This window comes from Streptomyces sp. NPDC001980, assembly GCF_040296885.1.
Classification (GTDB): Bacteria; Actinomycetota; Actinomycetes; order Streptomycetales; family Streptomycetaceae; genus Streptomyces.
Genome location: NZ_JBEOYD010000013.1, coordinates 60,325 through 73,838, shown reverse-complemented (window position 1 = coordinate 73,838; position 13,514 = coordinate 60,325). Strand labels below are relative to the sequence as shown.

10 protein-coding genes are annotated in these 13,514 nt (G+C 72.8%); 8 read left to right on the top strand and 2 right to left on the bottom strand.

Annotated elements, in window-relative coordinates; translation table 11 throughout:
• The first annotated feature begins 2 nt into the window (after nucleotides 1-2).
• The 8 genes from ABT137_RS21305 (at nucleotide 3) to moeZ (ending at nucleotide 10,091) form a co-directional block, all read left to right on the top strand.
• Nucleotides 3-1,007, top strand: a complete 1,005-nt coding sequence (locus ABT137_RS21305) for an ABC transporter permease (protein ID WP_351711083.1) — start codon at nucleotides 3-5, stop codon at nucleotides 1,005-1,007.
• The gene (locus ABT137_RS21300; RefSeq protein ID WP_351711081.1) at nucleotides 1,004-2,002 is read left to right on the top strand and encodes an ABC transporter permease; all 999 of its coding nucleotides are present in this window, start codon (nucleotides 1,004-1,006) and stop codon (nucleotides 2,000-2,002) included. The genes ABT137_RS21305 and ABT137_RS21300 overlap by 4 nt, the downstream gene beginning before the upstream one ends.
• Nucleotides 1,999-3,591 carry a dipeptide ABC transporter ATP-binding protein gene (locus ABT137_RS21295; RefSeq protein ID WP_351711079.1) on the top strand — a complete coding sequence of 531 codons (1,593 nt, stop codon included), beginning with the start codon at nucleotides 1,999-2,001 and terminating at the stop codon, nucleotides 3,589-3,591. The genes ABT137_RS21300 and ABT137_RS21295 overlap by 4 nt, the downstream gene beginning before the upstream one ends.
• Before the next feature lie 228 nt (nucleotides 3,592-3,819).
• On the top strand, nucleotides 3,820-5,613 hold the full coding sequence (locus ABT137_RS21290; RefSeq protein ID WP_351711077.1) for a DUF3492 domain-containing protein: 1,794 nt from the start codon (nucleotides 3,820-3,822) through the stop codon (nucleotides 5,611-5,613).
• Nucleotides 5,610-6,953, top strand: a complete 1,344-nt coding sequence (locus ABT137_RS21285) for a hypothetical protein (protein WP_351711075.1) — start codon at nucleotides 5,610-5,612, stop codon at nucleotides 6,951-6,953. Before ABT137_RS21290 ends, ABT137_RS21285 begins: the two co-directional genes overlap by 4 nt.
• Nucleotides 6,954-7,152: 199 nt before the next feature.
• The gene (locus ABT137_RS21280) at nucleotides 7,153-8,112 is read left to right on the top strand and encodes an NAD-dependent epimerase/dehydratase family protein (RefSeq protein WP_351711073.1); all 960 of its coding nucleotides are present in this window, start codon (nucleotides 7,153-7,155) and stop codon (nucleotides 8,110-8,112) included.
• Nucleotides 8,100-8,849, top strand: coding sequence for a spherulation-specific family 4 protein (locus ABT137_RS21275; protein WP_351711071.1), 750 nt, complete (start codon nucleotides 8,100-8,102; stop codon nucleotides 8,847-8,849). Before ABT137_RS21280 ends, ABT137_RS21275 begins: the two co-directional genes overlap by 13 nt.
• A 63-nt stretch (nucleotides 8,850-8,912) precedes the next feature.
• Entirely contained in the window at nucleotides 8,913-10,091 is a 1,179-nt protein-coding gene (gene moeZ / locus ABT137_RS21270) for an adenylyltransferase/sulfurtransferase MoeZ (RefSeq protein ID WP_351711069.1), read from the top strand.
• 62 nt (nucleotides 10,092-10,153) lie between these two features.
• On the opposite strand, the gene ABT137_RS21265 is transcribed toward moeZ, so the two are convergent.
• On the bottom strand, nucleotides 10,154-11,710 hold the full coding sequence (locus ABT137_RS21265; protein WP_351711067.1) for an alpha/beta hydrolase: 1,557 nt from the start codon (nucleotides 11,708-11,710) through the stop codon (nucleotides 10,154-10,156).
• A 213-nt stretch (nucleotides 11,711-11,923) separates the two neighbouring features.
• On the bottom strand, nucleotides 11,924-13,465 hold the full coding sequence (locus tag ABT137_RS21260; RefSeq protein ID WP_351711065.1) for an alpha/beta hydrolase: 1,542 nt from the start codon (nucleotides 13,463-13,465) through the stop codon (nucleotides 11,924-11,926).
• Nucleotides 13,466-13,514 lie beyond the last annotated feature (49 nt).

Genomic DNA, 13,514 nt, shown 5'->3' with positions numbered 1-13,514 from the left:
CCGTGAGCGAGGCACTTGTCGCCCCCCAGGCCCCCGAGGCACTCGCCTCGGGGGCTTCGGGGGCTCGTCAGTTCTGGCGGCGGCTGCGTGCGCAGCGGGCCGCCACGGTCGCGGCGGGGATCGTCGCGCTGCTCGTCCTGGTCGCGCTCGCCGCGCCGCTGCTCACCGCCCTGGAGGGCCAGGACCCGACCACCTACCACCCCTCCCTCATCGACTCCGCGCGCGGTGGCGTGCCGATCGGCTCCCTCGGCGGCATCTCCGCCGACCACTGGCTCGGCGTGGAGCCGCAGACCGGGCGGGACCTGTTCGCACGGCTGGTGTACGGGGCGCGGGTGTCCCTGGGCGTCGCGTTCGCGGCGACCGTGATCCAGGTCCTCCTCGGTCTGATCGTCGGCGTGGCGGCCGCGCTCGGCGGTGGATGGATTGATCAACTGTTGAGCCGGATCACGGAAATCATCGTCGCGCTGCCCCTGATGATCATGTCACTGGCACTGCTCGCGATCGTGCCGCAGAGCTTCCCCCGGCCCGTCCTGGTCACCCTCGTCATCGGGCTCATCTCCTGGGGCAGCATCGCGAAGATCGTGCGCGCCCAGACCCTCACCCTGAAGGGGCTCGACTACGTCGCCGCCGCGCGGCTCAGCGGCTGGGGTGCCTGGCGCATCGCCCGCCGCGAGCTGCTGCCCGGCCTGGCGGCGCCGGTCATCACGTACGCCTCGATCCTCATCCCGGTCAACATCAGCGTCGAGGCGGCCCTGTCCTTCCTCGGCGTCGGCGTGAAGCCGCCGACGCCCTCGTGGGGCCAGATGCTCACCGCCGCCGACGTCTGGTACCAGGCGGCCCCGCAGTACCTGCTCCTGCCGGCCGGTGCGCTGTTCGTGACCGTCCTCGCGCTGGCCGTCCTCGGCGACGGCGTCCGCACCGCCCTGGACCCGCGCGCCGCCTCCCGGCTCGGCGTCGGCACCGGCCGCAGGCGCGCGGCCGGGACGGCGAAGGAGGAATCCGCGTGAACGGCTTCGGCGGCTTCCTGCTCCGCCGCACCATCGGCACCCTGGCGACCCTGCTCGCCATCTCGGTGATCGTCTACGTCGTCTTCTACGTCACCCCGGGCAACGTCGCCCAGATCACCTGCGGCCCGCGCTGCTCCCCGGAGCAGGTGCACCAGGTGGCCCAGCAACTGCACCTCGACGACCCCCTGTACGTGCGCTACTGGCACTTCCTGGAGGGCCTGGTCGTCGGCCAGGACTACTCCACCGGCACCTCCGTGGAGCACTGCTCCGCGCCCTGCCTCGGCCTGTCCTACCAGACCGACCAGCAGGTCCTGAGCATCATCCTGACCAGGCTCCCGGTCAGCCTCTCGCTGGTGACCGGAGCGATGGTGCTGTGGCTGATCCTGGGCGTCGGCACGGGCGTGCTCTCCGTCTGGCGCCGCGGCCGGCTCACCGAGCGGGTGCTGACCGGCCTCACGCTGGCGGGCTGGGCCACGCCGGTCTTCGTCATCGGCCTGGTGCTGATGATCGTCGTCTGCGGCGAACTGCAACTGCTGCCCTTCCCGCAGTACGTGAAGTTCACCGACGACCCCGAGCAGTGGGCGTGGAACCTGCTGCTGCCCTGGCTCTCCCTCGCCCTCATCGAGTCCGCCTCGTTCGCCCGGATGACCCGGGCGTCGATGCTGGAGACCCTGGCCGAGGACCACATCCGCACCTTCCGCGCGTACGGCGTCGGCGAGCGGTCGATCGTCGGACGGCACGCCCTGCGCGGGGCGCTCGCGCCGGTCATCGCGCTGAACGCCAACAACTTCGGCTCGGCCGTCGGCGGTGCCGTGCTCACCGAGACGCTGTTCGGACTGCCCGGCCTGGGCCAGGAACTCGTCCACGCCGTCAGCGTGGTCGACCTGCCCGTCGTCGTCGGCATGGTCCTCGTCGTCGGCTTCTTCGTGGTCCTCGCCAACGCCGTCGCGGACGTGCTGTACGCGGTGGCCGACCGACGGGTGGTACTGACGTGAGTCTCGTCCAAGTCACTGATCTGACCGTCCAGTTCGGCGACCTGCGGGCCGTGGACGGGCTGTCGTTCACCCTGGAGCGCGGCGCCGCCCTCGCCCTGGTCGGCGAGTCCGGCTCCGGCAAGTCCACGGTCGCCTCGGCCCTGCTGGGCCTGCACCACGGCACGGGAGCGCTGCTCGGCGGCTCGATCGAGGTCGCCGGCACCGACGTACAGGCCGCCTCCGACGGCGAACTGCGGAAGCTGCGCGGCGCGAAGGCGGCGATGGTCTTCCAGGACCCGCTGTCGTCCCTCGACCCGTACTACGCGATCGGCGACCAGATCGCCGAGGTGTACCGCGTGCACACGCGCGCGTCCCGGCGCGCCGCACGCGTGCGTGCCGTGGAGGTGCTCGACCGGGTCGGCATCCCGGACGCCCCGCGCCGGTCCCGGTCCCGCCCGCACGAGTTCAGCGGCGGCATGCGGCAGCGCGCGCTGATCGCCATGGCGCTCGCCTGCGAGCCCGAGCTGCTCATCGCGGACGAGCCCACCACCGCCCTCGACGTGACCGTCCAGGCCCAGATCCTCGACCTGCTGCACACCCTGCGCGAGGAGACCGGCATGGGCCTGCTGCTGGTCACCCACGACGTGGGCGTCGCCGCCGAGAGCGTCGACCGGGTGCTCGTCATGCGGCACGGGCGCGTGGTCGAACAGGGGCCGGTCGCCGCCGTGCTCGGCGCGCCCGCCGAGCCGTACACCCGGGAACTGCTCTCCGCCGTCCCGCGCGTGGACGCGGTGCGCGCGCCCTCACAGGCCTCCGAGGAGGTCGTCCTGGAGGCGAAGGGCCTGCGCCGCGAGTTCGGACGTGGGAAGCGGGCGTTCGCGGCCGTGGACGACGTCACGCTGACCGTGCACCGGGGCGAGACCCTCGGCGTCGTCGGCGAGAGCGGCAGCGGCAAGACCACCCTCGGCCGGATGCTGGTCGGGCTGCTGGAGCCGACGGCGGGGGAGGTCCGTTACGACGGCCGCGCGCGCGTGGGCGTGAACCCGGCCGTCCAGATGGTCTTCCAGGACCCGGTGTCCTCCCTCAACCCGCGGCGCAGCGTCGGCGAGTCGATCGCCGACCCGCTGCGGGCGCGGGGTGAGCGGGATGAGGGGCGCATCCGGGGGCGCGTGATCGAACTGCTGGAGCGCGTGGGGCTCGAAGGGGCGCACTACCAGCGCTACCCGCACGAGTTCAGCGGCGGCCAGCGCCAGCGCGTCGGCATCGCGCGGGCACTCGCGGCCGACCCGCGCGTCATCGTCTGCGACGAGCCGGTCTCCGCGCTGGACGTCACCACCCAGGCCCAGGTCGTCGCCCTGCTCGGCGAACTCCAGCGCGAACTCGGGCTCGCGCTCGTCTTCGTCGCCCACGACCTCGCCGTCGTGCGTCAGGTGAGCGACCGGGTCGCGGTCATGCGGCGCGGCCGGATCGTCGAGACCGGGCCGGCCGACGAGGTCTACGACAACCCCCAGGACCCGTACACCAGGCAGTTGCTGGCCGCCGTACCCGCTCTGGACCCCGAGGCCGCGGCCCGGCGGCGGGCGGCGCGCCGGGAACTGGCGTCGGCGTGACGTTTCCGCAGTTCTGCACACGGATCCGGGGGTGACGTTCCGCCGCCGCTCGGTCGCCTAGCGCGACCGAACGCGACCCGCACGGGAAAGTTACGACCGTTCACCCCTTTTGGTGGCGCGATGGACAACCGTCCGTCGCGCCACCGCCTTGTCCGCATACCTTCGTCCCGCTGCGAGCCGCCGAGCCACGGTGGCTCCCCATACGGGAGATCGATCGGGGGTGCACACGTGCGCATCGGACTGGTTACGGAGGGTGGCTATCCGTATGTGGGCGGTGACGCCGGACTCTGGTGCGACCGGCTCGTGCGCGGGCTCGGGCGGCACGAGTTCGACCTCTACGCGCTCAGCCGCACCCGGCGCCAGGAGGACGAGGGCTGGCTGCCGCTACCGTCGCACGTCAGCCGGGTCCGGACGGCTCCTCTGTGGACCGCGGACGAGGACGGTGTCAGGTACGGACGGCGCGCGCGCCGGCGCTTCGCCGAGAGCTACAGCGAGTTCGTGGGGGTGCTGTGCGCCGGTCCGGCCGCGTACGGAACGGATGACGGGGACGGCGCGGTCGGCTTGAACGGCCCGGACGGCTCGAACGGGCCGGGCGACGCGGTCGGCCCCCGGGCCGTGCCCGATTCTCTGACGGACCGTTTCGGCAACGCGCTCCACGGACTCGCCGAACTCGCCCGTGACGAGGGCGGCCTGGCCGGGGCGCTCCGCTCCGACACCGCCGTGCGCGCACTGGAGCGCGCCTGTCGCGCACCCGGCGCACTCGGTACGGCCCGCGACGCGCGCGTGCCCGATCTGCTCGCCGTCGCCGCACACCTCGAACGCGCCCTGCGCCCCCTCTCCCTGGACTGGTACGGCGACGACGGCCTCGGCGCGGCCGATCTCTGCCACGCCACCGCCGGCGGCCCGGCCGCCCTGGCCGGCCTGCTCGCCGGGCACTTCTCCGGCGTGCCGCTGCTGGTCACCGAGTACGGCGTGCAGCTGCGCGCGCACTACCTCGCCGCCGGCCCCGACGCGGCCACCCCCGCCGTACGCGCGCTGCTCGCCGCCTTCCACGGCCGGCTCGCCGCCGAGGTCTACCGCCGCGCCGCGATCATCACGCCGGGCAACGCGCACGCCCGTCGCTGGCAGGAGCGCTGCGGCGCCGACCGCGCCCGCATCCGTACCGTGCATCCCGGCATGGAGGCCGCCCGCTTCACCGAGGTGGGCGAGGCCCCGGACCGGGCCGATCCGGACACGCTCGTGTGGGTCGGCCGGATCGAGCCGGCCAAGGACCTGGTGTCGCTGCTGCACGCCTTCGCCGAGGTCCGCAAGGAGGAGCCCAAGGCGCGACTGCGGGTCGTGGGCGCCCCGGCGGGGCCGGCGGGCGAGGCCTATCTGGGGCACTGCAGGGCGCTCGCCGCACAGCTCTTCCCCGACGAGGCCGAGGGCGTGCACGCCGTCGGCGACAACCCGGTCTCCTTCGACGAGATAGGCGGCCCGGAGGCGCCGACCCTCGCCGACGCCTACGCGTCCGGCGCGGTCGTCGTCCTCTCCAGCGTCGTCGAGGGCTTCCCGGTGGGACTCGTCGAAGCGATGTTCTGCGGCCGGGCGACCGTCTCCACGGACGTCGGCGCCGTGGTGGAGGCCATCGGCGGCACCGGGCTCGTCGTCCCCCCGCGCAATCCGCGGGCACTCGCGGAGGCGTGCGTGGCGCTGCTGCGGGACCCCGAGCGCCGGGAGCGCCTCGGAGCCGCCGCGCGCGCCCGGGCGCTCGAACTGTTCACCGTCGAGCAGAACATCGCGGCATTTCACAGCATTTACCTGGAGATCGTCTCGCACTGTCCGGTACGCCGGGTCGTTCTCGACCAGGCGGGCGAGCCCCTGCCGTTCGCCGTCCCGGCCGAGGCCCACGTGCCGGGCCGTTGGACCGGCCCCACGGCCCGCGTCGCGCATCGCGCCGGGCCCGGCTGGGCCCTGGGTACCGCCCTGCGGCCCACCCCCGTACGGGCCACCCCGCTCACGGCCACCGAGGGGGCGCTGTGAACGGCGACGAGGGCGGCACGGTGAGCGGCGGCCTGGGAGAGCTGGACCGGCCCGGGCGTCCCGGCGCGGCCGACGCCTGGGACACGCGGTCGGAGGGGTGGCTCCTGGGAGCGGACGAGGAGGTCCCGGGGCACGCCTTCCCCGCGAGCGGGACACCGGTGTCCGGCGGGGTCGCCCCGGGCGGCCCGGCTGCCGCCGAGGACCCTGGGCCGGGCCTCATCGGCAGCCGCAGAACGACACCTCGCCGAGGCGCCGCCGCCGACCCGGTGAAGGCGCTGATGCACCGGCACCGCGCACTCTGCGAGCGGGCCGTGGACCCGCTGGAGATCGCGGCCGGCCTCGAAGTGCACGGCGTCACCGACCGCACCGCCGCCCGCTTCCGGCACCGTGACGTCTTCTCCCTCGCGGAAGAGCTCTACGCGCGCGTGCCCCGCGACGGCGACCGACGCCCGCCTCCCGAACCGGAGCCCGTGCCCCGCGTGCGCGCCGACCGGGTACTGCTCACGCTTCTCCCCGGCGCCGTGTGCGCGGCGGCCGTGACCGGCGTACGGCTCACCGAGGGCCGCCCCCGCCTCCTCGCGGCAGCCGCCGGCGTGCTCGCCGTCGCCCTGGCCGTACGCCCGGTCCTGCGCCGCGGCCCCCTGGCCGCACCGGCCCGAACGCCCGCCTGGCGCACCGCCACCGGCACCCGCGGGTGGACCTGCTGGCTCCTCGCCTACGCCCTGCTCGGCGACGGCCTGCTGCGGGCCGTCGTGGACGGCGGCCCCGACGGCCTCCCGACCGGTGCCGCCGACGGCCCCTGGCCGGTGACCACGGCCCCCGTCCTCGCGCTCACCCTGGCCTGCGCCCCGGCCGCCTGGAGCGCCCGCCTCTTCACGGCGGGCGCCCGCCGCAGGCTTGCGGCGAGCCGGGGCCTGGAGGAGTTCACCGGGGCCGTACAGCCGTTGCTGCTCTGCACGTTCGCCCTTTTCCTCGGCGCCCTCACCGCCCTGCTCGCCCTGTGCGGCGCCGCCCTCGGCGAACCCGCCGGCTACCCGGCCGCCCTCGCCCTCGGCGCCCTCCTCCTACTCGCCCGCCTCCTCGCCGTCCACAGCGTCCCGCTGGGACCCGTACTCGCCGTCGCGGCCGCCACGGAAGCGGCGGCCGTGGCCCTCGTTCTGGCCGGCCGACTGCCCGGCTGCGCCTTCCTGGCCGCCCCCGTCGACGCCCTGGTCGACGCCTGGGGAGCGGGCAGCGTCCCGGCCCTCGTCTGCGGCGCCGCCGCCCTCGCGCTGCTGTTCCGCGCGACCCGCACCCTCACCCGGGCCTCGGCCCACGCGCCGACGGGAGATCCGGAATGAGCAGAACCGCCGACGACCTCGCACGCCTCACCGAGCCGCCCCGGCGGCGGGCCCCCGGCACCCCGCCTGAGGCAACCGCACCACCCCTTGAAGGAGACCACCAGATGACCACCTCCCGACCCGGACCCGGAGCGTCCGGAACCACCGGAAGCGCCGGAACCACCGGAGTCGCCGGAGCACACACCCCGGGAGCCGCGCGATGAGGGTTCTGCTGATCGGAGCCAACGGATACCTCGGCCGCTTCGTCGCCGACCGGCTGCTCGCCGACCCGGCCGTCCAGCTCACCGCGCTCGGCCGCGGCGACGACGCCGACGTCCGCTTCGACCTCGCCACCGGCAGCCCCGGCGCGCTCACCCGCTTCCTCGACGCGGTCCACCCGGGCGTCATCGTGAACTGCGCCGGCGCCACCCGCGGCGGCGCCCGGGAACTCACCCGGCACAACACCGTCGCCGTCGCCACCGTCTGCGAGGCCCTGCGCCGCAGCGGCTGCGGCGCCCGCCTGGTGCAGGTCGGCTGCAGCTCCGAGTACGGCCCGAGCCAGCCCGGCTCCTCCACCGCCGAGGACGCCGTGCCACGCCCCGGAGGCCCGTACGGGGTCAGCAAGCTCGCCGCCACCGAACTCGTCCTCGGCTCCGGCCTCGACGCCGTCGTCCTGCGCGTCTTCTCGCCCGCCGGACCCGGCACGCCGGCCGGCTCACCCCTCGGCCGCCTGGCCGAGGCGATGCGCCGCGCCATGCAGTCCGGCGACGGCGAACTCAAACTCGGCGGACTCGGCGCCCAGCGCGACTTCATCGACGTACGCGACGTCGCCCGCGCCGTCCACGCGGCCTCGCTCTCCGCCGCCCAGGGCGTCATCAACATCGGCTCCGGCCGCGCCGTCCGGCTCCGCGACGCCGCCGCCGTCCTCGCCCGGGTCGCCGGATACGGCGGCGCCCTGCACGAACTGGACGGCCCGCCGGGCCCGCTGCGCGGCGCCATCGGCCACCCCCGGATGGACGGCGAGCACACGGGCCCCGTCGCGTACCCGTACCCGGACGGCTGCGGCAGCTGGCAGCAGGCCGACGTGCGCTGTGCCCGCGACCGGCTCGGCTGGCGCCCCCGCATCAACCTCGAGGAGTCCCTCGCGGACATCTGGATGGAGGCGGCGTGCCGCATCTGACCAGTACCAGGGCGGGCGCCGCGACCACCGGCGTCCGCCCCGCCGTCGGCGTCCCCGGCTACGCCCACCCCCTCCTCGCCCCCGCCCAGTGGGCCGAACTCACCCGCCCGGGCACACCCCTGCACTGGGTCGTCCTCAACGTGGCGAACGGCCCCGGCAGCCTCCCCGACCCGCACTGCCTGGAGGCGGCCGGCCGGCTCCGCAACGCGGGCGTCCGCGTCCTCGGCCACCTGGACACCACCTACGGCGCCCGCTCCCACGGCGACCTGATCACCGACGCCCAGCACTTCCACGACTGGTACCGCGTCGACGGCTTCCTGCTGGACCGCTGCCCCACCGAGCGCACCGCGCTCCCCGAGATCCGCCGCGCGGTCGCCGCGCTCCGCGCCATCGGTGACGACACCCACATAGTCCTCGGGCACGGCACCCACCCCCACCCGGGCTACGCCGAGAACGCCGACCAGCTGGTGACCTTCGCCGGTCCCTGGAGCGACTACCGCTGGTCCCAGGTCGCCGAGTGGACCGCCGACTACCCGCCCGACCGCTTCTGCCACTTCGTGCACGGCGTGCCCCTCGGCCACCTCGACGAGGCACTGCGCATCGCCCGCTGGCAGGGCGCCGCCACCATCTACTTCACCGACCGGACCGATCGCTGGGGCCGGGCCGATCCCTGGGAGGCCATGCCCGGCTACTGGGACGAATTCGTCTCGCGGATCGGAACAGGTGTCTCGGAATGAAGAAGCCCGTGGCAGTGTTACAGGGAGAACAACTGTAGTGATAGACCGATCAACGGAGTCCCCGTGTCGCTGCCACCCCTGGTCGAGCCAGCCTCTGAGCTCACCGTAGACGAGGTCCGCAGGTACTCCCGCCACCTGATCATCCCCGACGTCGGGATGGACGGGCAGAAGCGGCTGAAGAACGCCAAGGTGCTCTGTGTGGGCGCCGGCGGCCTGGGCTCGCCGGCGCTGATGTACCTGGCCGCCGCGGGCGTCGGCACCCTGGGCATCGTGGAGTTCGACGAGGTCGACGAGTCGAACCTGCAGCGCCAGATCATCCACAGCCAGGCCGACATCGGCCGCTCCAAGGCCGAGTCCGCCCGTGACACGGTCAAGGGCATCAACCCGTACGTGGACGTGATCCTTCACGAAGAGCGGCTCGAGGCCGAGAACGTGATGGACATCTTCAGCCAGTACGACCTGATCGTCGACGGCACGGACAACTTCGCCACCCGCTACCTGGTGAACGACGCCTGCGTGCTGCTGAACAAGCCGTACGTCTGGGGCTCCATCTACCGCTTCGACGGCCAGGCCTCGGTCTTCTGGTCCGAGTACGGCCCCTGCTACCGCTGCCTGTACCCGGAGCCCCCGCCGCCGGGCATGGTCCCCTCCTGCGCCGAGGGCGGCGTCCTGGGCGTGCTGTGCGCGTCCATCGGCTCCATCCAGGTCACCGAGGCCATCAAGGTCCTCACCGGCACCGGTGAGCCCCTCCTCGGCCGCCTGATGATCTACGACGCCCTGGAGATGCAGTACCGCCAGGTCAAGGTCCGCAAGGACCCGAACTGCGCGGTCTGCGGCGAGAACCCGACCGTCACCGAGCTCATCGACTACGAGGCCTTCTGCGGCGTCGTCTCCGAGGAGGCCCAGCAGGCGGCCGCCGGCTCGACGATCACTCCCAAGCAGCTCAAGGAGTGGATCGACGACGGCGAGAACATCGAGATCATCGACGTCCGCGAGCCGAACGAGTACGAGATCGTCTCCATTCCGGGCGCCAAGCTGATCCCGAAGAACGAGTTCCTCCTCGGCACCGCCCTGGAGGGCCTGCCCCAGGACAAGAAGATCGTCCTGCACTGCAAGACGGGTGTCCGCAGTGCGGAGGTCCTCGCGGTCCTGAAGTCCGCGGGCTTCGCGGACGCCGTCCACGTCGGCGGCGGCGTGATCGGCTGGGTCAACCAGATCGAGCCGTCGAAGCCGGTCTACTGAGCACAGGCTCCACGGTGGGCGGGGGCTTCGGGCACGACAGGTGCCCGAAGCCCCCGTCTTCGTCATGAGCAGACCGTGCCGTCCTTCGGGACCGTGCCGCTCACCAGGTAGGCGTTCACCGCCGAGTCCACGCAGTCGCTGCCGCTGCCGTAGGCCCCGTGGCCCTCGCCCTTCCAGGTCAGCTCCACACCGACACCCTTGCCCAGTTCGTCGGCCATCCTCCGGGCGCCCTCGTACGGGGTGGCCGGGTCGCCGGTGTTGCCGACCAGCAGGATCGGTGCCGCGCCCGGTGCGCTCACCTCCGGTGTGTCCCACTGTCCCGCCACCGGCCAGTCGTGGCACCAGCCGGCCGAGTCCCAGCCCAGGAAGTCCCCGAAGACGGGCGAGACCTTCTCGAACTCCGCCAGCCGCTTCTTCGTCTCGGCGAGCGTCGGCCGCTCCTTGTCGTCCAGGCACGATATGACCCGTTGGGAGTGCGTGGTCGTGCCGTAGTGCCCCGCGGAGTCACGCTCGTTGTACTGGTCCGCCAGTGACAGCAGCTCCGAGCCGTCACCCTCCTCGGCCGCCTTGAGTGCGCTGGTCAGCGTCGGCCAGCTGTCCTGGCTGTACAGCGGCAGCACGATGCCGGTGACCGCGAGGCTCTGGGTCAGCTTCCGCCCGGAGGACGTGGGCAGCGGTGTGGCGTCCAGCCGCTTCAGCAGATCGACGATCTTCCGGGAGCCCTGTTCCGGGTCCTGGCCGGTGGACTTGAGGTAGTCGTCCAGGGCCCGCTGGAAGCCGGCGGCCTGGTTCTTCTCCTGGCCGACCGAGTCGGCCGTCGGGTCCACCACCGCGTCCAGGATCAGCCGCCCCACCTTCTTCGGGAACAAGTGGGCGTAGACGCCGCCGAGTTCGGTGCCGTAGGAGATACCGAAGTAGTGCATCTTCGTGTCGCCGAGGACCTGGCGCATCAGGTCCATGTCGCGGGCCGTGTCGGTCGTCGAGACATGCGCGATCAGCTTGCCGGCGGCCTTCTCGCAGCCCTTGCCGAAGTCCGCGGCGTCCTGGAAGTACGCTGTCTCCTCCGCCGGGGTGTCCGGGGTGGCGTCGATCGACTCGGCGCTCTGGACGTCCTTGTCGCTGCGGCAGCGGATCCCCTCGCTGGCCCCCACCCCGCGCGGATCCCAGCTCACCAGGTCGTACCGCTCGCGCAGCGCGGAGACGGTGGTGGCGAAGTACGGCATCGTCGAGACGCCGGAGCCGCCCGGTCCGCCGAAGTTGAACAGCAGCGAGCCGATCCGCTTCCCCGAACCCCCGCTCGCCTGCTCCCGGATCAGCGCCAGCCCGATCGTCTCCCCGTCCGGCTTTGCCCAGTCCAACGGCACCTTGAGCGTCGCACACCGCCACTCGTCCCCCGGCGCGGCCGAGTCCGACGTGGCCTTGCAGCGGCCCCAGTCGAGCTTCTGGGAGGTGAGGGAGGCGGGCAGGGCGGCCGAGCCCGTGGCGGCGGACGTCGCCGCCGACGGCTGCCCGGACGAGGCCTTCCCCTCGTCCTCGTCCCCACCCGACGACCCACTGCTGCACCCGGCCACGAGCAGCCCCGCGGCAACAGCGGCCGCCCACCGTACATATCGCAACATGCGCGCACACCCCCCACACAGGCTCTCCGCGCATTCGTTGCGGGAGAGCGGTCAGGTCATAGTAGGCGGAGCGGGCGAAGGCCGTTCAAGCCTGTGGATAACCGTCTGACCTGCGGTTCTGCAGCGCCCCCAGAGGGGCGCGGGGAACTGCGCGCTCAACCACGATGGTGCCGCAGACGACATAGTGCACTGCACGGCACTCTCAAAGCGCCCTCACGTACAGATCGCTCCCGCCTTCGGCACCGTCCCCTCCAGCAAATAGCCGTTCACGGCCCCCTGCACGCACTTGTTCTTGCTGTCGTACGCCCCGTGCCCCTGCCCCTTGTACGTCAGCTCGACCCCGACGCCCTTCCCGAGCGCGTCCACCATCTTCTTCGCGCCCTCGTACGGTGTCGCCGGATCCCCCGTGTTGCCCACGACCAGGATCGGCGCCGACCCGGGCGCGCTGACGTCGGGGTGGTCGGCGGCCCCCGGCACCGCCCAGTTGGTGCAGCTGACCATGCCCCAGGCGAGGTAGTCGCCGAACAGCGGCGAGGCGGCGCGGAACTCGGGCAGTTTCTGCTGGACGTAGTCGGCGGTGTACCGCGGCTTCTCGTCGGCGCAGTTGATGGCGATGTTCGCCGCCGTGATGTTGCTGTACTCGCCGTTCTCGCTGCGGCCGTTCATCGAGTCGGACAGCAGCATCAGGATCTTCCCGTCGCCGTCGTACGCCTCTTCGAGCCCCTCGGTGAGGTACTCCCAGAAGTCCTTGGAGTACAGGGACTGCGCGATGCCGTTGGTGGCGGCGGACTGGGTGAGCTGGCGGGGCAGGATGCCCGGGATCGGCTTCTTGTCGAGGTCCGCGAGGAGCTTGGCGATACGGTCCTTCACGTCCTGCGGGGTGTCGCCGATCGGGCACTCCGTCTGCTTCGACGTGCAGTCCTCGGCGAAGTTGTCGAGCGCCAGCTGGAAGCCCTTCGCCTGCCCGAGCGAGCTCTGCTCCGTGTCCTGGGTGGGGTCGACGACGCCGTCGAAGACGGCCCGGCCCACGTTCTTCGGGAACAAGTGGGCGTAGACGCCGCCGAGTTCGGTTCCGTAGGAGATGCCGAAGTAGTGCATCTTCGTGTCGCCGAGGACCTGGCGCATCAGGTCCATGTCACGGGCCGCGTCGGTGGTGCGGACGTGCGGCAGGATCGCCCTGGAGTTCTTCTCGCAGGCGGCGTTGAACTGCTTGGTGCGGTTGATCAGCTGGGTGCGCTCGGCGCTGCTGTCGGGCGTCGCGTCCTGCTGGAAGTAGTTGTCGAGCTGGGCGTCGTCCTCGCACTCGACGGGGTCGCTGCGGCCGACTCCGCGCGGGTCGAAGCTGACCAGGTCGTAGCGGGTCCGCAGGGCCGCGTAGTCGGAGCCGAACGCGGGGAGCGTGGTGACGCCGCTGCCGCCGGGCCCGCCGAAGTTGAAGATCAGGGAGCCGATCCGTTTGCTCGCGTCGCCGCTGGCCCTGGCCCGGATCAGGGCGAGGCCGATGGTGGCGCCCTTCGGTTTCGACCAGTCCAGGGGCGCCTTCATGGTGGCGCACTGCCAGGTGCCGCCGCTGGGCAGCGGTGACGGCGCTTCGCCGCCGCCCTCGGCCTCGTCGGGCGCCGGGCAGTTCTTCCAGTCCAGCTTCTGCGCCGTCAGATCCCCGCCCGCGGAACCGTCGCTGCACCCGGTCGGCAAGGTGGCCAGCACCAGGGCGGCGGTCAGGGTGGCGACACGGATCCGGAAGGGGTTCGGCATGCTCCCATCCTGGGGTCGCGCACGGCCACGCGCGCGGGGCGCGAGCCGT